17 protein-coding genes are annotated in these 20,008 nt (G+C 58.8%); 5 read left to right on the top strand and 12 right to left on the bottom strand.

Annotated features, from left to right (window positions below; translation table 11 throughout):
- Positions 1-81: 81 nt before the first annotated feature.
- The 9 genes from hflC to amaB form a co-directional block, all read right to left on the bottom strand.
- On the bottom strand, positions 82-963 hold the full coding sequence (gene hflC, locus AC07VR_RS11070) for a protease modulator HflC (RefSeq protein ID WP_495011242.1): 882 nt from the start codon (positions 961-963) through the stop codon (positions 82-84).
- Positions 960-1,994, bottom strand: coding sequence for an FtsH protease activity modulator HflK (gene hflK / locus AC07VR_RS11065; RefSeq protein WP_494993462.1), 1,035 nt, complete (start codon positions 1,992-1,994; stop codon positions 960-962). The genes hflC and hflK overlap by 4 nt, the downstream gene beginning before the upstream one ends.
- An 850-nt stretch (positions 1,995-2,844) precedes the next feature.
- Positions 2,845-3,561, bottom strand: a complete 717-nt coding sequence (locus AC07VR_RS11060) for an ABC transporter ATP-binding protein (RefSeq protein ID WP_494993461.1) — start codon at positions 3,559-3,561, stop codon at positions 2,845-2,847.
- Positions 3,558-4,433: an ABC transporter ATP-binding protein gene (locus AC07VR_RS11055; RefSeq protein ID WP_494993460.1), complete on the bottom strand. Its 876-nt coding sequence runs from the start codon at positions 4,431-4,433 to the stop codon at positions 3,558-3,560. The genes AC07VR_RS11060 and AC07VR_RS11055 overlap by 4 nt, the downstream gene beginning before the upstream one ends.
- Positions 4,430-5,713, bottom strand: coding sequence for a high-affinity branched-chain amino acid ABC transporter permease LivM (livM, locus tag AC07VR_RS11050; RefSeq protein ID WP_494993459.1), 1,284 nt, complete (start codon positions 5,711-5,713; stop codon positions 4,430-4,432). The genes AC07VR_RS11055 and livM overlap by 4 nt, the downstream gene beginning before the upstream one ends.
- Before the next feature lie 2 nt (positions 5,714-5,715).
- Positions 5,716-6,630 (bottom strand): ABC transporter permease subunit, encoded by a 915-nt coding sequence (locus tag AC07VR_RS11045; protein ID WP_494993626.1) that lies wholly within the window; start codon positions 6,628-6,630, stop codon positions 5,716-5,718.
- Between the two features lie 191 nt (positions 6,631-6,821).
- The gene (locus AC07VR_RS11040; RefSeq protein WP_494993458.1) at positions 6,822-7,955 is read right to left on the bottom strand and encodes an ABC transporter substrate-binding protein; all 1,134 of its coding nucleotides are present in this window, start codon (positions 7,953-7,955) and stop codon (positions 6,822-6,824) included.
- A gap of 380 nt (positions 7,956-8,335) precedes the next feature.
- Positions 8,336-9,619: an L-pipecolate oxidase gene (gene amaA, locus AC07VR_RS11035; protein ID WP_494993457.1), complete on the bottom strand. Its 1,284-nt coding sequence runs from the start codon at positions 9,617-9,619 to the stop codon at positions 8,336-8,338.
- Between the two features lie 166 nt (positions 9,620-9,785).
- Positions 9,786-11,276 (bottom strand): L-piperidine-6-carboxylate dehydrogenase, encoded by a 1,491-nt coding sequence (gene amaB, locus AC07VR_RS11030; protein WP_494993456.1) that lies wholly within the window; start codon positions 11,274-11,276, stop codon positions 9,786-9,788.
- A gap of 177 nt (positions 11,277-11,453) precedes the next feature.
- Here amaB and AC07VR_RS11025 point away from each other — a divergent pair, with 177 nt between their 5' ends.
- The 3 genes from AC07VR_RS11025 (at position 11,454) to nadE (ending at position 14,520) form a co-directional block, all read left to right on the top strand.
- Positions 11,454-12,359, top strand: a complete 906-nt coding sequence (locus AC07VR_RS11025) for a LysR family transcriptional regulator (protein ID WP_494993455.1) — start codon at positions 11,454-11,456, stop codon at positions 12,357-12,359.
- A gap of 103 nt (positions 12,360-12,462) precedes the next feature.
- The gene (gene pncB / locus AC07VR_RS11020; RefSeq protein ID WP_495011241.1) at positions 12,463-13,689 is read left to right on the top strand and encodes a nicotinate phosphoribosyltransferase; all 1,227 of its coding nucleotides are present in this window, start codon (positions 12,463-12,465) and stop codon (positions 13,687-13,689) included.
- A gap of 3 nt (positions 13,690-13,692) precedes the next feature.
- Positions 13,693-14,520: an NAD(+) synthase gene (nadE, locus tag AC07VR_RS11015; RefSeq protein WP_495011240.1), complete on the top strand. Its 828-nt coding sequence runs from the start codon at positions 13,693-13,695 to the stop codon at positions 14,518-14,520.
- A 192-nt stretch (positions 14,521-14,712) separates the two neighbouring features.
- Here the strand turns inward: nadE and azu are convergent, their stop codons facing one another.
- A complete protein-coding gene (gene azu / locus AC07VR_RS11010; protein WP_494993452.1) occupies positions 14,713-15,159 on the bottom strand; it encodes an azurin in 447 nt (148 codons plus the stop codon).
- Between the two features lie 345 nt (positions 15,160-15,504).
- On the opposite strand from azu, the gene AC07VR_RS11005 reads away from it, so the two are divergent.
- The gene (locus tag AC07VR_RS11005; RefSeq protein WP_495011239.1) at positions 15,505-16,092 is read left to right on the top strand and encodes a cytokinin riboside 5'-monophosphate phosphoribohydrolase; all 588 of its coding nucleotides are present in this window, start codon (positions 15,505-15,507) and stop codon (positions 16,090-16,092) included.
- Between the two features lie 68 nt (positions 16,093-16,160).
- Positions 16,161-16,349 carry a hypothetical protein gene (locus AC07VR_RS11000; RefSeq protein ID WP_150640425.1) on the top strand — a complete coding sequence of 63 codons (189 nt, stop codon included), beginning with the start codon at positions 16,161-16,163 and terminating at the stop codon, positions 16,347-16,349.
- Positions 16,350-16,572: 223 nt separating this feature from the next.
- Here AC07VR_RS11000 and AC07VR_RS10995 read toward each other — a convergent pair whose 3' ends face one another.
- Positions 16,573-17,463 (bottom strand): transglutaminase family protein, encoded by an 891-nt coding sequence (locus tag AC07VR_RS10995; protein WP_495011238.1) that lies wholly within the window; start codon positions 17,461-17,463, stop codon positions 16,573-16,575.
- Positions 17,463-19,949 (bottom strand): circularly permuted type 2 ATP-grasp protein, encoded by a 2,487-nt coding sequence (locus AC07VR_RS10990; protein ID WP_495011237.1) that lies wholly within the window; start codon positions 19,947-19,949, stop codon positions 17,463-17,465. The genes AC07VR_RS10995 and AC07VR_RS10990 overlap by 1 nt, the downstream gene beginning before the upstream one ends.
- Positions 19,950-20,008: the final 59 nt, after the last annotated feature.

The following is a 20,008-nucleotide window of genomic DNA, read 5'->3' as shown; positions in this document are numbered from 1 at the left end:
TACAGCCCGAGCGCCAGCAAGAACAACAACAGCAACATGAATGGAATCTGCGATCTGCCGCAAGGTCGCTCATGGCTATCGCTACCTGGCGCTGGTCGCTGCCGGCCCGCTGCGAAATTGCTTGAGAAATTCGGCGTCCGGCGTCAACACCAGCATCGGCTGGCTGTCGGCCATTGACTGACGGTAGGTCTGCAGCGAGCGGTACAACTTATAGAATTCAGGGTCCTTGCTGAAGGCCGCGGAGAGGATCTGGTTGGCATCGGCATCCGCCTCTCCATGGGTGATCGCCGACTGGCGCTGGACCTCGGACAACAGCACCGTGCGATCACGGTCGGCTTTGGCCTGGATCTGCTGCGCCCATTCAAAACCTTGCGCGCGTAGCTCCTTGGCTTCGCGTTGACGCTCGGATTTCATCCGGTCGTAGATCGCCTGGCTGGCCTCCAGTGGCAGGTCGGCACGGTGCAGGCGCACTTCAGTCACCTCGATGCCGAGCGCCCGGGCCTTGTCCGCAACGTCCTTTTCGATGGTCGCAACTTCCTGCTGACGGGCCGGCGACAACAACGAGCGCAGCGAGATCTCGCCCAGCTTACGCCGTAGCGAAGAGCTGACCATTTGCGTCAGTTGTGCATTGGCTTGATCCAGCGTCCCCACTGTCTGATAAAACCTGAGCGGATCGCTGATGCGAAAGCGGGTGTAGGTCTCGACCTCAATGCGCTTCTGATCGCCCAGAATGACCTGTTCGGCAGGGGAAGCGAGGGTTTGCAGGCGGCTGTCGTAGAACACCAGCGAATCGCTGAACGGCACTTTGAACTTCAGCCCCGGCTCCCCGGCCACCCCCATGGGGGCGCCAAAACGAATGATCAGTGCCTGTTGCGACTCGTCGACCACATACACTGACGCGGCCAAGGCCCAGAGCACGGCAGCGCCCATTGCCACGGCCAGCCATTTGAGCTTGAGGTTCATGGTCGGGCGTCCTTGTGCACAGGTTTTCCCTGATCGCTGAGCGGCATGTAGGGCACCACACCAGACATGCCCTTTCCAGAGGAGTCGATGACGACCCTGGAGGCTTTTTTCAGGACTTCATCCATGCTCTCCATGTAAAGACGCCAGGCAGTGACATCTTTGGATTGCACATAGCTGTTGTAGACCGAGAGAAAACGCTTTGCCTCCCCCTCGGCCAGGTTGCCGACCTGGGCCTTGTAGGCCTCGGCATCCTGGGTGATGCGCGCCGCATCGCCGCGAGCACGGGGAATCACGTCGTTGGCATAGGCTTCGGCTTCGTTGCGCGCGCGCTCCTGGTCGGCGCGGGCACGCTGCACGTCGTTGAAGGCATCGATCACCTGCGGCGGCGGGTCGACCCGTTGCAACTGCACCTGAGTGATAAGGATCCCGGCCTGCTCGCGGTCCAGCAACTGTTGCAGCAGCTCGCGGGTTTCATCGGCAATCTGTGCGCGCTTGTCGGACATCACCGACTGAATCGGCGTACGCCCGATGACTTCGCGCAGGGCACTTTCGGCTGCGACCTTCACCGACCGCTCCGGGTCACTGATTTTGAACAGATAGAATCGCGCGTCCTTGATCCGCCAGAACACCGTGCAATCAGCCTCGACGATGTTCTCGTCGCCAGTCAGCATCTGCTTGTCGCGCGAGCCAGTATTGGCGGAGGTCTGTGCGCTGCCACCGCTGCCTAACTGCAGCTGATTGACCTGGGTAATTTTGGGCAGCAGTACCGTTTCAACGGGATAGGGCAAGTGATAATGCAGCCCTGATTCGGTGGTCTGCTGCCAGCGACCGAACCGCAGCACGATACCTTGCTCGTCCGGCTGAACCTTGTAGATACCGGAGGTGATCCAGGCCAGCAAAATCAGCCCGCCGATCAACACCAACCCGCGCCCGCCGAGGTCCAGCAGAGCCACGTTATAGGTGATTCGCTCGCGTAGCCTGGCCATCGGGCTGGCGGGCTCGACCGGAACAGAAGCGGGACTATCGGTCATGCAGTTGCTCCAGGTCGTCAAGCGACACGCGCCCATTCGCAGGGGCGCCAAGGCGCGCAGAATACCTGAACCGATAACCGTCGTCATGAGGGTTCGGCCAGAGCCCCTGTACAAAAAACACTCACTTATTTCCAGGCCTTGTCAGCTCTGCCTCGCAGCCATATACACGCACCTTATCCACAGGCCGATCCACAGTCTTTGGGGGCAAGTCGAAAAGCCGCCAGGCCTTTATCCACAAGGCTTTGAGCGCCAATATGGAAGTTTTTTGCTTGACCTGTGCCCCCTGCCTATGTAGCACGCCAAAAACGTGGCACCGGGTGTAACCATCAAGGATGGTGCCAAGCCAGTAACTACGCCGCCTTGCCGAGTCTTTCCAGAGTTTAACCACAGACTTATCCACAGGCTGCAACACGCTTTTTCGGCCCTCTTCTGTGACAATAAAAAGGTTGACATCCCCCATTCAAAGCTACGTAAAAACCATTGATCAAAAAATAACCGCATCACTACAAGCCACGCCAATCAAGGCTTACAGCCAGCTACTCCCACGTTACCCACAGCCAGTTCCACAGCAATCGGGGACAAGTCAAAACCGTGACAAAACAACTATTTGCAGCGGCTTTATGTCGCGCTTTAGCAGGTTATAAATATTGTTTTCCACAATTTCTCGATAGAGCACCGCGATCCTTGTGGGAGCGGGCTTGCTCGCGATGACGGCGGCATGTTCAGCATTGAGGTGACTGACAGATCGCTATCGCGAGCAAGCCCGCTCCCACAAGGGATTGGTGTCGTTTTGCAGACCGAAAAAAGCCCCGGCGATTGCTCGCCGGGGCTGGGTCCTGCAACGGAGAACTCAGTGACCGCCTAGATAAGCGTTGCGCACCTCTTCGTTGACCAACAGTTCCTCGCCGGTGCCGGTCAAGCGAATTTTACCGTTGACCATCACGTACGCCCGATCCGACAACTTCAGCGCATGGTTGGCGTTCTGTTCCACCAGGAAGATAGTCATCCCGGAGGCCGCCAGTTCACGCAGGGTATGGAAGATCTGCTTTACGATGATTGGCGCCAGCCCCAGCGACGGTTCATCGAGCAGCAGCAACTTGGGTCGACTCATGAGTGCCCTAGCGATAGCCAGCATTTGCTGTTCGCCGCCGGACATGGTCATGGCGCGCTGATTGCGACGCTCCTTGAGTCGCGGAAACATCTCGAACATGCGCTGCATGTCTTCGGTTGCGAACTTGTCGCCGATGGGGATGGTGCCCATCAACAGGTTTTCCTCGACGGTCATGTCGGGGAACACCCGCCGCCCTTCCGGCGACTGCGCAATGCCGTTGGAGGCGATGTAGTGCGATGACTTGTGCGTGATGTCGACGCCGCGATAGATGATGTGCCCGCTGCTGGCCCGCGGCTGACCGAAGATCGACATCAGCAGCGTCGACTTGCCGGCACCGTTGGAGCCGATCAGGCTGACGGTTTCACCTTCGTTAATGTGCAACGATACTTTTTTCAGGGCCTGGATAGGCCCGTAAAACACTTCGATCTCTTTCAGTTCGAGGATCGGTTCGTTCATACCAACTCCTCTTCATCAGCACCCAGGTACGCAGCAATCACTTTCGGATCGTTGCGGATCTGGTCCGGACCACCTTCGGCAATCACGTTGCCGTGATCAAGTACCACGATGTAATCGGAAATACTCATGACCATGCCCATGTCGTGTTCGATCAGCACCACGGTCAGGTCGTGTTCGTCGCGCAGTAACCGAATCATCTTGCTCAGGGCTTCGGTTTCCTGCGGGTTGAGACCGGCAGCCGGTTCGTCCAGGCAAATGATCTGCGGCCGCGTGCACATGGCCCGGGCGATTTCCAGACGCCGTTGTTGGCCGTAGGACAGTTCCCCGGCCAAACGGTTGGCACAATCCACCAGGTCCACCACTTCCAGCCAATAGAATGCATGGTCCAGCGCGTCGCTTTCGGCTTTGCGGTAACCCTTGGTATTGAGAATCCCCGCCACCAGGTTGCGATTGACCCACATATGCTGGGCCACCAACAGGTTTTCCAATACCGACATTTCCCGGAACAGACGAATGTTCTGGAAGGTGCGCGCCAAACCCGCGCGATTGATCAGGTGCGTGCCACCGAACATTTTGTAGAACAGACGACTGCCAAAGGTTTTTGGCGAGACGAAATCGGTCGCCTTGAACGGTTCACCCAGCAGCTTGATCACATTGGTGCTGGTGCCCCGGCTGTTGAGCTGGATGTGCCCGCCCGTGGCCTTGTAAAACCCGGTCAGGCAGTTGAACACCGTGGTCTTGCCCGCGCCGTTGGGGCCAATCAGGGCAGAGATCGAGTTGCGTTTGATCTTCAAGCTGACATCACTCAGGGCTTTGATACCGCCAAAGTGCATCATCAGGTTGTCTACCGAGAGAATGACTTCATCGTTCATGGCGCCACTCCTTTACGTGGGGTCACACCGGTACGGCTGATACGAATCAGGCCACGCGGTTTCCAGATCATCATCAGCACCATAAGGATGCCGAACAGCAACACTCGGTACTCCGCGAAGCCGCGCAGCAGTTCCGGGGCGACAGTCAGCACGAACGCGGCGATCACCACACCGACGGTCGAACCCATGCCGCCGAGCACGACGATGGCGAGGATCAAGGCCGATTCGAAGAACGAGAACGAGGTCGGGTTGACGAAACCTTGATAGCTGGCGAAAAACACACCGGCCAGACCGGCAGTGGAAGCCCCCAGGGTAAAGGCCGACAGCTTGACCAGTACGTGGTTGAGACCCATGGCGCGGCAAGCGATTTCATCTTCGCGCAAGGCCTCCCAGGCACGCCCGACCGGCATGCGAGTCAGGCGATGCTTGATGTACAGCACCAGCATCACGACGAGAAACAGCACGCCATAGATGAGCATAAACTTTACGTTCGGATTGTATTCAGTCCCGAAGAATTCATGGAAGGGTATCCCGCCATCCTTCGCCACTCGCCCGAACTCAATACCGAAAACCGACGGTGATGGCACCGGCATACCGTTCGGCCCGCCCGTGAAGGACAGCCAGTTGGTCAGTATCAGGCGAATGATTTCACCGAAGCCCAGGGTCACGATGGCCAGGTAGTCGCCGTGCATGCGCAAGACCGGGAAGCCGAGTATGCATCCGGCCAGCGCCGCCATAAGTGCCGACAGCGGCAACATGGTCCAGAAGCCCAGGCCAAGGTAGTGATAACCCAGTGCCAGGCCATAGGCGCCGATGGCATAGAACGCCACATAACCCAGGTCGAGCAGACCTGCCAGACCGACCACGATGTTCAGGCCAAGGCCCAGCAACACGTAGATCAGTCCCAGGATCACCACCGTCAGCAGGTACTTGTCGGCGAAGATCGGAAACACGATAGCGATCACGATCAAACCCGGGATGATCAAACGCAGCCGTGACTTGTAATCAGGTGGCAGCACATGCACGCCTGAGCCGATGACTTCGAAGCTTTGCTGTACCTTCACGCCCTTGGCGGTCTGCAGGAACAGGCTCAAGACAAGACGCCCGATCATCACCGCCCCGACCATCCAGGCCACACGCGTCGGCTGCAGGTTGTAGCTATAACCTTCAAGCACTACGCCCACGATCGGGCCGAAGACAATCAGGGCAATCAACCCGGCCAGGACGGTGTCGATCAGGCTTTTTTTGATATCGATAGGTTTGTTATTAGCGTCGGACATACTTATACCTTCGCCACGAGTGGGCGACCCAACAGGCCTTGAGGACGGAAAATCAGGATCAGTACCAGCAGCGAGAAGCTGAAGACGTCCTTGTAGTCAGAGTTGATCACGCCGGAAAACAGCGACTCGGAGATGCCGAGAATGATCCCGCCAAGCATGGCGCCAGGCAGCGAACCAATCCCCCCGAGCACCGCAGCGGTGAAGGCCTTGATGCCGATCACGAAGCCTGCGTAGAAATCGAAGGTGCCGTAGTTCACCGTGATCAGGACACCGGCCAGCGCAGCCATGGCGGCACCGATGATGAACACGTAGGAGATCACTCGATCAGTGTTTATCCCGAGGATCGAGGCCATCTTGCGGTCTTGTTGAGTCGCACGACACATGCGCCCCAACTTGGTGTACTTGATGATGTAGGTCAGCAGGGCCATCCCGACAAACGCTGCAACCAGAATAAAGATCTTGGTGTAGGTGATCTGCACAAAACCAGTACCGATATCGAATCTCAGTCCACCGCTCAACAGCGTAGGAATACCCTGTTGCCGTGAGCCCTGAGCGATCTGTGCGTAGTTCTGCAGGATCAGAGAAACGCCGATAGCACTGATCAGCGGTGCCAGTCGGGTGGAGTTGCGCAGCGGTTTGTAAGCGATGCGTTCGATGACCCAGCCATACACACCGGTCACAAAGACAGTGAACAGCAAGGTGCCCAGGATCAACAACGGAAAGGATTCGACACCAAAGTAGGACAGTAGAGCCAGGCTGATCGCCGCGAGGTACGCGGAAATCATATAAACCTCGCCGTGGGCGAAGTTGATCATACCGATGATGCCGTAGACCATTGTGTAGCCGATGGCGATCAGGCCGTAGACCGACCCGAGAGTCAGACCGTTGATAACTTGTTGCAGGAAAATACCGTCCATCATGCACTCTCACTAACTTGAGAGGCCACCGCGAACCCGGTGTCGATGAGCCCTTGTGAGGCGCACCTGGCCGGGTTCATGTGGCTCAGAAGAAAAATACCGGGTCGGCACGATTGCAGAACCCATTACCAAAGCCGGGCCTGCGCCCCACGACTGATATCGAGAGACCCAGGCCTGGCAATGCGCTTATCTCACTTCTGTGTTTCCAGCTGGTGGTATTTGCCCGCAGCGTCCCACTTGTAAACCACGTAGTCGGAGACTTTCAGGTCGCCCTTGCTATCCCATTCCTTCTTGCCCATCACGGTCTCCACCGGGTGCGCTTTCAGCCATTTGCTGGCTTCTTCACCTTTGTTCGACTTGGCGCCGTTGAAGCCGGCAGCCAGGGCTTGCACCGTGGCGTAGGCATACAGGGTGTAGCCTTCAGGCTCGTAACCGGACTTGCGGAAGGTATCCACGACAGCCTTGCTGTCTGGAATCAGACGCGGGTCAGCGCCAAAGGTCATGTACACGCCATCGACGAACGGAGCACCACCGGCAGTGGTGACCATTTCGTCAGTCACGATGCCGTCATCGGACATGAACTTGACGTCTTTCAGACCTTGCTCGCGCAGTTGGTGAACCAGTGGGCCGGCTTCCGGGTGCAGGCCGCCGAAGTAAAGGACATCAGCGCCTACCGAACGGACTTTGGTGATCAGGGCGCTGAAGTCTTTCTCGCCACGGGTCAAGCCTTCTTCAAGAACCGGTTTCACGCCACGCGCGGTCAACTGCTTGGCAGTCGCGTCCGCCAGGCCTTTACCGTAGGTGTCCTTGTCGTTGATGACGGCAACTTTCTTGCCTTTCAGGACGTCGACGATGTAGTTACCCGCGACGATACCTTGCTGGTCATCACGCCCGCACAAACGCAACATGGCAGGCAGGCCGCGCTCGGTGACCGCCGGGTTGGTAGAACCCGGAGTGATTGCGATGATGCCTGCGTCGGAATAGACCTCGGAAGCAGGGATGGTCGACGACGAGCAGAAGTGCCCGACAACGCCGATAACCTTGTCCTGCACCATCTTGTTCGCGACAGCTACGGCCTGTTTCGGTTCGCAGGCGTCATCGCCCTGGACCAGCACAATTTTTTCGCCGTTGATGCCGCCCTGGGCGTTGATTGCATCCGCCGCAGCTTGCGCGCCTTTCATGTATTGCAAGCCGAAGGAAGCGTTAGCACCGGTCATCGGACCTGCCACACCAATTTTGACATCTGCCTGAACAAACGAAGAAACACCCAATGCAGTAGCGACTGCGAGTGCCAGAAAACCTTTCCTGTAAAACGTCTGCGACATGTGATGGTGCTCCTGAGGTTTTTTAGTTAGCACAGCAACTTCAGCGGAAGCTTTGATTCAGCTACAAGCGCAGAGCAAGGGCCGTGCCATAGGTTTTTTATTCTGAAAAAAGTCGCTCTTATATTGTTATTTCGACTGTTTCGAGCCCTTTTTCATTGGGCGTGCAACCGTCTAAACCGCGAGAGGTGAAACCTTTATTTTTAAAAGGCGCAACCAACAAGTGCCATCATTGCAACCAAGACACTTAATGACGTGCAACCACCCTGTAACAACCTGCGTCACCGAAGTGCACACTGTCGGTGCGAGACTGCTACAACCCGCACCACTACAGGCTAGCCGCTTCGCTGAAAAGCGCCGCATCCAGCACCGGATTTCGACAATCAGATAACGATCCGCAAGCACTGGCCCGCGTGATACAGGGAGAAGCCCGCCTCGTACAAACAGCTGCGCAGCCCAACCCCTGCCAGTGGCTGCATGGGCGCGAAGGGAATCGGCAAGGCTTGAGGATTTCCGTTACACAGGTAATCGGCGAAGGCTTTGCCAACCACGCTGCCGGTGGTTACGCCGCGACCGTTATAGCCGGTGACTGCCACTAAACCGGGCGCCGGTTCGAACAAGCGCATCAAATGATCGGGCGTAAAGGCGATGCAACCGGTCCAGGTGTATTCCCATTCCACCGGTTTGAGGTAAGGGAAGTAATGCTGCTGAACCCGATCGGCCCAGGATTTCAAGAACCAGGCCGGTTTCTGATTGCCATTCCCCAGACTGCCCAGCAACAGGCGCCCGTCGGCATCCCGACGAATGCTGCTCAGTACCTGCCGGGTATCCCAGGAGCCTTGGCCGCCGGGCAGAATCTGTTGCGCCGCGTCCTCGGTCAGCGGTTTTGAGGCCACTTGATAGTAATACCCGGGGAAGAAGTTACGCCGCAGCTCGGTCCAGTCGCCTTCGGTGTAGGCGTTGGAGGCAATGACGACTTTCTCGGCCAGCACCGAACCCTGTGCAGTCTGCACCGACCAGCGCTGGCCCTGACGCTCAAGCCGAGTGACCGGCGAATGGTCGAACAGCTGCCCACCCAGACCGACCGCAGCCTTGGCCAGACCGCTGGTATAGGCCATTGGATTGAGCGTGCCAGCACGCCGGTCAAGCAAGGCGGCGGCGATTTTCTTTGTGCCGGTGGCAGCTTCGCAGGCAGCCCCCGTCAACAACTCCACCGGGGCACCGCGACGCTTCCATTGTTCTTCACGACTGCGCAGATCCGCTTCGCCGCGGGCGTTGTGGGCCATGTGCAGCGTGCCCTCGCGGCGCAACTGGCAATCGATGTTGTATTTGTCGATCAGGCTGAACACCAGTGATGGCGCCGCGCCGAGCATACGGTTGAGCTGACTGCCGATCGCTTCACCGAAACCGGCTTCAATCTCGTCCGGGGGAATCCACATCCCGGCATTCACCAGCCCAACGTTACGTCCCGAACCGCCATGGCCGGCGCGATGAGCCTCCAGCACACAGACGCTTTTGCCCTGTTCAAGCAAATGCACCGCTGCCGACAAACCGGTGAAACCGGCGCCGATCACACAGACATCCACCGTCACCTCGCCTTTGAGCGCGGCGTTGTCAGGCCTTTGCGGCGTCAGTATTTCCCACAGACATTCTTCGCGTAACGGCATTGCCAGACTCCGAAAATGAAACCTAACCAACCCTCGTTGATCGTTCCCACGCTCTGCGTGGGAATGCCTCACTGGACGCTCCGCGTCTGCTTCGGCCGTGACGCAGAGCGTCACTGGCTGCATTCCCACGCGGGAGCGTGGGAACGATCATCATCAAACAATCGACTCAGTCGAAAGTAATGCCTTGGGCCAACGGCAATTCCAGCGAGTAGTTGACGGTATTGGTCTGGCGGCGCATGTAACCGCGCCATGCATCGGAGCCGGACTCACGGCCGCCACCGGTTTCTTTCTCACCGCCAAAGGCGCCACCGATTTCCGCGCCGCTCGGGCCGATGTTGACGTTGGCGATACCACAGTCGCTGCCCACCGCAGACATGAACTGCTCGGCCTCACGCACGTCCGTGGTGAAGATGCACGACGACAGGCCTTGCGGCACGGCGTTGTTCAAGCGCAGCGCATCGGCGAATTCCTTGTAACCCACCACGTACAGAATCGGCGCAAAGGTTTCAGTGCAGACTACATCGCTCTGCTCCGGCATTTCGACGATGGCCGGAGACACGTAGTAGGCGTTGGGGAATTTGTCTTCCAGTTGGCGCTTGCCACCGAATACCCGGCCGCCTTCACTCAACGCCTGCTCCAGCGCGTCCTGCATGTTCTCGAAACTGTGTTTGTCGATCAGCGGACCGACCAGGTTGCCTTCCAGCGGATGACCGATGCGCACTTTGGAGTAAGCGGCTTTCAGGCGGGTAACGATCTCGTCCTTGACCGACTCATGTGCGATCAAGCGACGCAGGGTGGTGCAACGCTGACCGGCAGTACCGACCGCGCTGAACAGAATCGCCCGCACGGCCATGTCGAGGTCGGCGCTTGGGCCCAGGATCATCGCGTTGTTACCGCCCAGCTCAAGAATGCTGCGGGCGAAACGGGCAGCGACTTTCGGTGCCACTTCGCGGCCCATGCGGGTGCTGCCGGTGGCACTGATCAAGGCCACACGCGGATCATCGACCAACGCTTCACCGGCATCGCGACCGCCGATGATCACTTGGCTGAGGTACTCCGGTGCATCACTGAAGTTCTTCAGCACGCGCTCGAACAAAGCCTGACAAGCCAGTGCGGTCAGCGGGGTCTTCTCCGACGGTTTCCAGATCACCGCGTTGCCGCAGACCAGCGCCAGCGTGGTGTTCCAGGCCCAGACCGCGACCGGAAAGTTGAACGCGCTGATCACCCCGATCACCCCCAGCGGATGCCAGGTTTCGCGCATGTGGTGGCCCGGGCGCTCGGAAGCGATGGTCAAACCATACAGTTGGCGAGACAGACCTACGGCGAAGTCGCAGATGTCGATCATTTCCTGCACTTCACCCAGGCCTTCCTGAGTGATCTTGCCGGCCTCCCAGGACACCAGTTCACCAAGATCGGCCTTGTACTCACGCAAAATATCGCCCAACTGGCGCACCAGCTCGCCACGACGCGGCGCCGGCACCTTGCGCCAGAGCTCGAACGCATGCTCTGCGCGACTGACCTGCTGCTCGACTTCGGCGGCGCCTTCCCAGTTCACGGAGGCAATCAGGCTGCCGTCGATCGGCGTATGAACGGGCTGTTTACCGGTTTGATACAAGGCCGGGTTTACACCTAGACGATCAAGCAATGCGGCAACCATGGGTTACTCCTTAAACATGAAAAACAGAATTTTCGTAGCCCGTAAAGGCGACTACTCAGGCCTGTATTTGTAGCTGGCCCGAGACTTGCCAACAAACGACCTTTAGGCGAGATATCATTCCGTTTATTCATGCTGCATCGGCATAGCAGCGCTGAGACAAGAACAAGGGACCATCCCATGCTGAATAAACGCTATCTGCCATCGATCACCGCATTGCAGTGCTTCGAAGCAGTCACCCGTCACCTGAGCTTCACCCGCGCCGCCGAAGAGTTGAACCTGACCCAGAGTGCGGTCAGCAAACAGGTCGCACAGCTTGAGGAGCTGCTCCAGCACCTGCTGTTTCGTCGTGTTCGTCGACGCCTGCAAATGACGCCGGCCGGTGATCTGTATCTGGTTGAAGTACGCAAAATCCTCACCCAAGTCGAGATGTCGACCCATTACCTGCGCTCCTACGGCGGTGAAACCGAAGTCCTGCGGGTCTCGACGCCATCGACCTTCGGCGCACGCTGGCTGGTGCCGCGGCTCAAGGGCTGGCGCCTGCGTCATCCGCATATCCATCTGGACCTGTGCAACGAGCAGGAAGCCGACGACCTGCTGCAAGGCCGCAGCGATCTGGCCTTCTACTTTGGCCAGGGCTCGCGACCCGGCACCGAATGCCTGAAGCTGTTCGGCGAAGAGCTTGTGCCAGTGTGCGCGCCGGGCAGCCTGCCGGACAAACCGTTTACAGACCCGACGCAACTCAGCGAACTGGTGCTACTGCAAAATGCCTCCCGGCCCCAGGCCTGGCATGACTGGTTCGATAGCCAGGGTTACCAGACCGAACACAGCTATCACGGCCCGCGTTTCGAAACCTTTTATATGTGCATCCGCGCCGCCCAGGTCGGCTGCGGCGTGGCGCTGTTGCCGCGGTTTCTGGTGGAAGAAGAGCTGGCCGACGGCAAACTGGTCATCCCGTGGCAACACGCAATGCCCAGCAAGGACGCCTATTACCTGGCCTACCCGGAGCATTCAGCGGAAGTGCCCAAGGTCCGGGATTTTGTGCGCTGGATGCTGGAGCAAATCGAAAGTCCGCAGGCGTCTTAAAAAACACTGGCAAAGCGGGCCGCTGATATGCGCCACTAGCCCTATTCATTGAAATAGCTGAAATACCGCGGCGCAAGCGGCGACCAGTCTGGAGATTCCCGTTATGAGCGAGAGTGTGTTTGCCGATCGCATCGTGCAGAACCTGCTCGACACCGACTTCTACAAGCTGACCATGATGCAGGCGGTGCTGCACAACTACCCCAATGTTGAAGTCGAATGGGAGTTTCGCTGCCGTAACAGCGAGGATCTGCGCCCCTATCTGGCGGAGATTCGATTTCAGATCGAGCGTCTCACCGAATTGAGCCTGAGCGCCGATCAATTGAGTTTTCTGGAACACATCAGTTTCCTGAAGCCGGACTTTCTGCGTTTTCTCGGCTTGTTCCGCGTCAATCTGCGCTACGTCCACACCGGCATCGAAAATGGTGAGTTATTCATCCGCCTGCGCGGTCCGTGGCTGCATGTCATCCTCCTGGAAGTGCCACTGCTGGCGATTGTCAGCGAAGTACGTAACCGTTATCGCTACCGCGAAATTGTCCTGGAACAGGCCCGCGAGCAGCTGTACCGCAAGTTCGACTGGCTGACAGCCAATGCCAGCGCCGATGAACTGGCACACCTGCAAGTCGCCGACTTCGGCACCCGTCGGCGCTTCTCGTATCGGGTCCAGGAAGAAGTGGTCAACGTGCTCAAGCACGACTTCCCCGGGCGATTCGTCGGTACCAGTAACGTGCACCTGTCTCGCGAACTGGACATGAAGCCGCTGGGCACCATGGCCCACGAATGGATCATGGCCCACCAGCAACTCGGCCCACGGCTGATCGACAGCCAGATCGCTGCGCTCGATTGCTGGGTTCGCGAATATCGAGGCCTGCTGGGGATCGCTCTGACCGATTGCATCACCACCGATGCCTTCCTGAGCGACTTCGATCTGTACTTTGCCAAGCTGTTCGACGGCCTGCGCCACGATTCCGGCGACCCGATCCTCTGGGCCGAAAAGGCCATCGCTCACTACCACAACCTGGGTATCGAGCCGATGAGCAAGACATTGGTGTTCTCCGACAGCCTGACACTGCCCAGGTGCCTGGAGATATTTCGCGCGCTGCGTGGCCGGATCAATGTCAGCTTCGGTATCGGCACCAACCTGACGTGCGATATTCCCGGTGTCGAACCGATGAGCATCGTGCTTAAAATGACCGCCTGCAATGGTGAGCCCGTCGCGAAAATCTCCGATGAAGCGGCCAAGAGCCATTGCAAAGACCCGAATTTTGTCGCCTATTTGCGCCACGTTTTCAAAGTACCTGCCGCCCCATTTGGCAAATCAAGCAAGGAGTGAATCATGCAAGCCGTACAGCGTGAGATTGCTGAACAGCTCAAGGTCCAACCGCCCTTTACCGATCACGCTGCCCTCGAGGCGGAAATCGCCCGGCGGATCACCTTTATCCAGGACTGCCTGCTCAATTCCGGGCTCAAGACCCTGGTGCTGGGCATCAGTGGCGGCGTCGACTCCCTGACCGCCGGTCTTTTGGCCCAGCGCGCGGCGCGCGAGCTGCGCGAACGTACAGGTGACAATAACTACCGTTTCATCGCGGTGCGCCTGCCCTATGGCATCCAGTTCGACGAGCACGACGCCCAGGCGTCGGTGGACTTCATCGCACCGGACGAGCGCCACACGGTCAATATCGGCCCGGCAGTCAAGGCCCTGGCCAGCGAAGTCGCGGCCTTTGAAGGCAAGCACGCGGTCTCGGTGGATTTCGTCCTGGGCAATACCAAGGCGCGGATGCGCATGGTCGCGCAGTACACCATCGCCGGCGCGGCTCAGGGTCTGGTAATCGGGACTGACCACGCGGCGGAAGCAGTGATGGGCTTCTTCACCAAGTTCGGCGACGGTGCCTGCGATCTCGCACCACTGAGCGGGCTGGTGAAAAATCAGGTTCGGGCCATCGCTCGATACTTCGGCGCGCCGGAGTCACTGGTGGAGAAAATCCCGACCGCCGACCTGGAAGACCTATCGCCCGGCAAACCGGACGAGGCCTCCCACGGCGTGACCTATGCCGAGATCGATGCCTTCCTGCATGGCCAGCCGGTGCGTGAAGAGGCGTTCAAGATCATCTGCGATACGTACAACAAAACCCATCACAAGCGTGTGATGCCGTTCGCGCCGTAAACCGCAAACCGCAAGATCGTTCCCACGCTCCTGCGTGGGAATGCCTCACTGGACGTTCTGCGTCCGCTTCTGTGACGCGGAGCGTCACGGGCTGCATTCCCACGCAGAGCGTGGGAACGATCATTGATTCCTCAATTGCCAAGCACAAAAAAAAACGTCCCTCAGGGACGCTTTTTTATGCTCGCGATGTGATCACTTCAGGACAACAGCGCCTTTCATCATCGAGTTATGACCCGGGAACGAGCAGAAGAACTGGTAGCTTTCGCCCGCGGTCAGTTTCGAGACGTCGAAAGTCGCCGAATCTTTCTCGCCAGCGCCAATGATTTTGGTGTGGGCGATGATGCGCTCGTCACCTTCCTTCAGGTAGTTCTTGTCGATACCGGCGGCCATGCCGTCGGTGGCGATGCCGGCCATGTCTGCAGTTTTGCTCAGTACCCAGTTATGACCCATGACGTTCTTCGGCAGGCTGCCGGAATGCGCCAGGTTGACGGTGAAGGTCTTGCAGCTCTTGTCGATGGTGATTTCCTTGGTGTTGTAGGACATCTGATCGGTGGAGTCGACATCGACCTTGCACTCTGCAGCCATCAATTGGCTGCTAGCCAGTGTCAGCAGGGAAACCGCAACGAGTTTGGCAAACATGGTGAATCTCCAAGGCAGGGTTAGGAAAAAAGACGCATGGAGTGAAGATTGCCTGAAATTGGCGCAAGTTCCTATGACCTGAATCAAGAAATTGTATACAACTTTCGGGCTATTACACTCATTGAAACAATCAACCGGCCAGACGCCAGGCAGCACCCTATGATCAGGTCGTCATCCCCATCCGGAGCGCCTGTCATGCACCTTAGTAGCCTTTTTCGCATTTTGCTTGCCGCTTACGCCTGCGGTGCCAGCGGCACCTATGAAAAGCCGCAACGCGAGGTTTAAAGCTTGGACAGCCACCAGCCAGCCATTACTCTGAGGTCGTCACTGACCTTGGAGTAAGGCATGTCTTTAGCGTCTGTTTGTGTATTTTGTGGTGCCAGTACCGGCAACAATCCGGCCTACCGTGAAGCAGCCGTGGCCTTGGGTCGCGAGTTGGCCAAACGCAAGCTGACCCTGGTCTATGGCGGCGGTGCCGTTGGCTTGATGGGCATCGTCGCCGATGCTGCAATGGCAGCCGGCGGTGAAGTGATAGGGATCATTCCACAAAGCCTCAAGAACTCGGAAATCGGTCACGAAGGCCTGAGCCGCCTGGAAGTGGTCGACGGCATGCATGCGCGCAAAGCCCGTATGGCTGAGTTGAGCGACGCCTTTATCGCGCTGCCCGGCGGCTTGGGCACCCTGGAAGAAATGTTTGAAGTCTGGACCTGGGGCCAACTGGGTTACCACGGCAAGCCGCTGGGCCTGCTGGAAGTGAACGGTTTTTACGAGAAACTCACCGGTTTTCTTGATCATGTCGTCGGCGAAGGCTTCGTTCGCGACCATCACCGTGCCATGCTGCAAGTGAGCGAATCGCCGCAAGAGTTGCTGGATGTACTGGATGCGTGGAAACCTTTGGTGCCGCCAAAATGGGTCGGGCAAAAACCCAGCTAACCCTTGAGCCCTGTTTAAAGGCAGAATACGCGCCGCTCAACCTCACCTTCGACCCCAGAGGATCGCCCATGGCTAAACCTAATTACTCGTTCGCCAAACGTCAGAGAGACTTGGCCAAAGAGCAGAAGAAAGAGGAAAAGCTTCAACGCAAGAAAGCTACAGCTGAAGAAGAAGCAGCCGCCCTGAACCCGGATGCAGAAGGTGAAGTGGTTGCCGATGATGTTGAAGCACCGAAAGATCAGGCTCCTGACGCCTGAGTCCCTCCAGGCCCGATGATCTGATCAGGCCCTCCGGATCTGTGTCCAGGGTCAGCAGTTACGCTGCTGACCCTCACAGTCCAATCCTGAATCCCCCAGCCAGAAACGACTAGCCTATCCCCTTGTGGGAGCGAGCCTGCTCGCGATAGCGGCTGCACATCCAACATTTGTGTGACTGTCTGACTGCAATCGCGAGCAGTCTCGCTCCCACATTGGATCTTCGTTACTCCAACGGCATCACCGTCACCCGCACTTCCGGATCATGGCTGCCGCCCCCCAGAATCACCCCGCGCAGCGGCGATACATCGGAAAAGTCCCGACCCCAGGCCAGGGTGATGTGCTCCAGCGCTGGCTGCACGTTGTTGGTCGGATCAAAGTCGACCCAGCCCAGCACCGGACAAAACACCGAAACCCAGGCGTGGGACGCATCCGCCCCGATCAGGCGCGGTTGGCCAGGTGGTGGCTGGGTCAGCAGGTAGCCGCTGATATAACGCGCCGCCAGCCCACGGGAACGCAGGCACGCGAGCATCAAGTGCGCAAAGTCCTGACACACCCCACGCCGACGCTCCAGCACTTCCACCAGCGGCGTTGCGACCTGGGTCGCCTCGGCGTCGAAGGTGAACTCGCTGAAAATCTTCTCCATCAGCGCCTGAACGCCCAGCAACAACGGCCGGCCGAGAGGGAAACAGCTCTCGGAAAACTCGACGAAGCTGCTTTTCAAATGCACGTAAGGCGATTCGAAGCGATAACGGCAGGCTTCCAGCAGCACTGGGGAAATCGGCTGGCTGCTGTAAGTCAGCGCACTACGGGTCGCATCCCAAGCCAGTGACTGGTTGAAATCCAGCGCGGGCCTGGCCAGCACCTCGACCGTGAGCCGGGCGTTGACCTGCAGCTCATCGTGGGGCCGTTCGAAGGCCAGCCGGGTCAACGGGTTACCGAACACATCCTGCTCGTCGCGACGCGAGCTCGGCTCCGGGCTGATCAGCAGTTGTTGTTCGGTACAACGTTGCCAGGCACAGGGTCGCGGCCATAGGTGAGCGAGCTGCTGGGCCAGCGACACCGGGCTGTCGTAGTGGTAGTGAGTATCGTGGAGAATCTGGTAATGGGCGCTCATCAGACGGACACCGTTTGCTGGCTGACATCATCGACGTGGGCAAAATGCCGCAACGCCAGGCGGTCGGACACTTGCCCGCTGACATCGGCGACTTCTTGCAGCAGGTCCGCCAGGCCATCAAGGGCGGCGCGCACACTGGACTCGCCGAACAGGGCGTTTTCCAGGCAGCCCAGGTCAACGCGCGCCAAACGCTCGACCAGTTCAACGAGCCCGGTTTCTCGCGGCACGCCAAAGTCGTCGTTCAAACGCTTGAGGGTTCGCATCACCAGCTTCAACTGGAACAACACTGCGTGGGGGTTCTGTTCATCAAGCAGCAACAGATCGAGCACGGGGATCAACTGCGCCACAGCCAGGTAGCGCGAGCGATAGGTGATGCTGCTGTTGCCCAGCTCCAGCAGCCATTCCAGACCGGCCTGATCAAACGCCGCCGTACCGCGCAGGAACGCCGCCAGGCTGCTGCTGAGGAACTGCAGTCGTTCAAGTCGACGGCCAATCATCAAAAAGCGCCAGCCTTCGTCGCGGGTCATGTCGTCCAGGGCAAACCCGGACAGCGCCGCCAGCGACATCACCAAGCGGTTGAGAAAATCCAGTAACTCGCCAAAATCCGGTTCGTCTGTTTCCAGCGCCATGGCTTCGCGTTGCAGTTCCACCAGCGCTTGCCAGTTTTCCCGCGAGAGTTTGCCGCGCACTTGCGAGGCCGCCCACTGCAAGCGCTGCAAGTTGGAGCGCAGGCTGAATGACCAGTCGTCACCGAGCAACGCCGCCAACAACCGCTCAGGCAACTCGCCTTCGTCCGGCAACAGCATCAGGTTCTCGCCGAGATCGACCGCGGCCTGCAACGCCTGCGGGTCATCACCGTCGACATACCGCGCCAGCATGATCCGCAGCAGACGGGCACTGTCGTCGCAACGCTCGCAATAACGGCCGAACCAAAACAGGTTTTCCACCACTCGCGAAGGCAAGTACGGATCGCGGCGCACCAGATCATGCACGCCGATGGTCCGCTGGGTCTTCCAATGCTCGCCATTGGGCGCACGCTCACCCAACACCCAGGTGTCCTTGCTCGCACCGCCGCGCTGCATTGACACCACCTCGGCGTCAGCCTCGGCCGCCACCCGGGTCAAACCACCGGGCAGCACGCGATAGCCGCCGGCACTGGCCACCGCATACACCCGCATGCCAATGGCGCGCGGCTGCAACTGGCCGTCTTCGGCCTGCCAGATCGGCGCCTGGGACAGCTGCGCCAACTCCTGCGCGACATAGGCGTACGGCCGAGCCTGCATGCGTTCGGCCAAGTCCTGGCGCTGTTCATCGCTCAGGTCGCGACCGAACACCGGAGCAAAACTTTGTGAGGGAAAGGCCGGTTTGATCAGCAGCTCCGGCAACTTCTCCAGCGCCTCAGCCAACACGGGCGCCTCACCGCACCACCAGGTGGCGATGGACGGCAGGATCAGTTCTTCACCGAACAGGAATTGATTGATCCGTGGCAGAAACCCCAGCAATCCCGGCGATTCCAGCACCCCGCTGCCCAAGGCATTGGCCACCAGCACCCGGCCTTGGCGCACGGCCTCGAGCAGGCCCGGAACACCGAGGGCCGAGTCGGTGCGCAGTTCCAGCGGGTCGCAGAAGTCATCGTCGAGCCGACGCATGATGGCGTGCACCCGACGCAGACCGCTCAGCGTCTTCAGATAGACCGTGGCGTTGCGTACGGTCAAATCACCGCCCTCGACCAATGGGTAACCGAGCTGGCGTGCCAGATACAGATGCTCGAAATAACTTTCGTTGAAACGCCCCGGCGTCAGCAGCACCACCAACGGCGCTTCATCATCACTCGGTGCCTGGCGAGCAAGGGTTTCCTGCAAGGTGCGGAAAAACCCGGCCAGATGCTGCACCTGCAAATCGCGGTACAGCTCTGGAAAGGCTCGCGAGACGATGGTGCGGTTTTCCAGCGCATAACCGGCACCCGACGGTGCTTGAGTCCGGTCAGCCGTCACCCACCAACGTCCATCGGGAGTACGCGCCAGGTCCACGGCGTACAGATGCAGAAAGGCCCCGTCAGGCGGTTGAATGCCTTGGCAAGGCCAGAGGAAATTGTTGTGACCGAAGACCAGCTCGGCCGGCAGCAGCCCTTCAGCGATCAATCGTTGTGGGCCGTACAGATCCGCCAACACTGCATTGAGCAAGCGCGCCCGCTGAGCAATGCCGGCGGCGAGCTGCTGCCACTCATCGGCAGCAATCACATTGGGCAGCAAATCCAGCTCCCACGGGCGATCAGCGCCCTTGGGGTCGGCGTAGACGTTGTAGGTGACGCCATTTTCCTGGATCTGCCGGGCCAGCAGCGCCTGACGCTGAACCAGTTGCGCAGGTGTACTGCGCTGCAATTGGTCGAACAGCCGCCGCCAGTGCGCACGCACGGCGCCACTGTCGTCGAGCATTTCGTGATAAGTGCCCGCCGTCAGCGGGTAGCGGTCAAGCAGGTCAGGCATGGAAAGCTCGGCAGACAGCAAGGAAAAGTCAGATTAGCGCAGACAGATGACGCCCGGAT

Source organism: Pseudomonas sp. GW821-FHT02H09, assembly GCF_059421425.1.
Note: the sequence above shows the minus strand (reverse complement) of the source record. Positions and strands in the feature narration are given on the sequence as shown.

What these genes read in the sequence shown, in the direction of transcription:
- pncB (WP_495011241.1), top strand. Translation starts at nt 12,463, where the DNA reads ATGAGCGAGAGTGTGTTTGCCGATCGCATCGTGCAGAACCTGCTCGAC.
- azu (WP_494993452.1), bottom strand. Translation starts at nt 15,159, where the DNA reads ATGTTTGCCAAACTCGTTGCGGTTTCCCTGCTGACACTGGCTAGCAGC.
- AC07VR_RS11025 (WP_494993455.1), top strand. Translation starts at nt 11,454, where the DNA reads ATGCTGAATAAACGCTATCTGCCATCGATCACCGCATTGCAGTGCTTC.
- AC07VR_RS11000 (WP_150640425.1), top strand. Translation starts at nt 16,161, where the DNA reads ATGGCTAAACCTAATTACTCGTTCGCCAAACGTCAGAGAGACTTGGCC.
- AC07VR_RS11005 (WP_495011239.1), top strand. Translation starts at nt 15,505, where the DNA reads ATGTCTTTAGCGTCTGTTTGTGTATTTTGTGGTGCCAGTACCGGCAAC.
- nadE (WP_495011240.1), top strand. Translation starts at nt 13,693, where the DNA reads ATGCAAGCCGTACAGCGTGAGATTGCTGAACAGCTCAAGGTCCAACCG.
- AC07VR_RS10990 (WP_495011237.1), bottom strand. Translation starts at nt 19,949, where the DNA reads ATGCCTGACCTGCTTGACCGCTACCCGCTGACGGCGGGCACTTATCAC.
- AC07VR_RS11040 (WP_494993458.1), bottom strand. Translation starts at nt 7,955, where the DNA reads ATGTCGCAGACGTTTTACAGGAAAGGTTTTCTGGCACTCGCAGTCGCT.
- AC07VR_RS11045 (WP_494993626.1), bottom strand. Translation starts at nt 6,630, where the DNA reads ATGGACGGTATTTTCCTGCAACAAGTTATCAACGGTCTGACTCTCGGG.
- amaB (WP_494993456.1), bottom strand. Translation starts at nt 11,276, where the DNA reads ATGGTTGCCGCATTGCTTGATCGTCTAGGTGTAAACCCGGCCTTGTAT.
- AC07VR_RS10995 (WP_495011238.1), bottom strand. Translation starts at nt 17,463, where the DNA reads ATGAGCGCCCATTACCAGATTCTCCACGATACTCACTACCACTACGAC.
- AC07VR_RS11055 (WP_494993460.1), bottom strand. Translation starts at nt 4,433, where the DNA reads ATGAACGATGAAGTCATTCTCTCGGTAGACAACCTGATGATGCACTTT.
- livM (WP_494993459.1), bottom strand. Translation starts at nt 5,713, where the DNA reads ATGTCCGACGCTAATAACAAACCTATCGATATCAAAAAAAGCCTGATC.
- AC07VR_RS11060 (WP_494993461.1), bottom strand. Translation starts at nt 3,561, where the DNA reads ATGAACGAACCGATCCTCGAACTGAAAGAGATCGAAGTGTTTTACGGG.
- hflC (WP_495011242.1), bottom strand. Translation starts at nt 963, where the DNA reads ATGAACCTCAAGCTCAAATGGCTGGCCGTGGCAATGGGCGCTGCCGTG.
- amaA (WP_494993457.1), bottom strand. Translation starts at nt 9,619, where the DNA reads ATGCCGTTACGCGAAGAATGTCTGTGGGAAATACTGACGCCGCAAAGG.
- hflK (WP_494993462.1), bottom strand. Translation starts at nt 1,994, where the DNA reads ATGACCGATAGTCCCGCTTCTGTTCCGGTCGAGCCCGCCAGCCCGATG.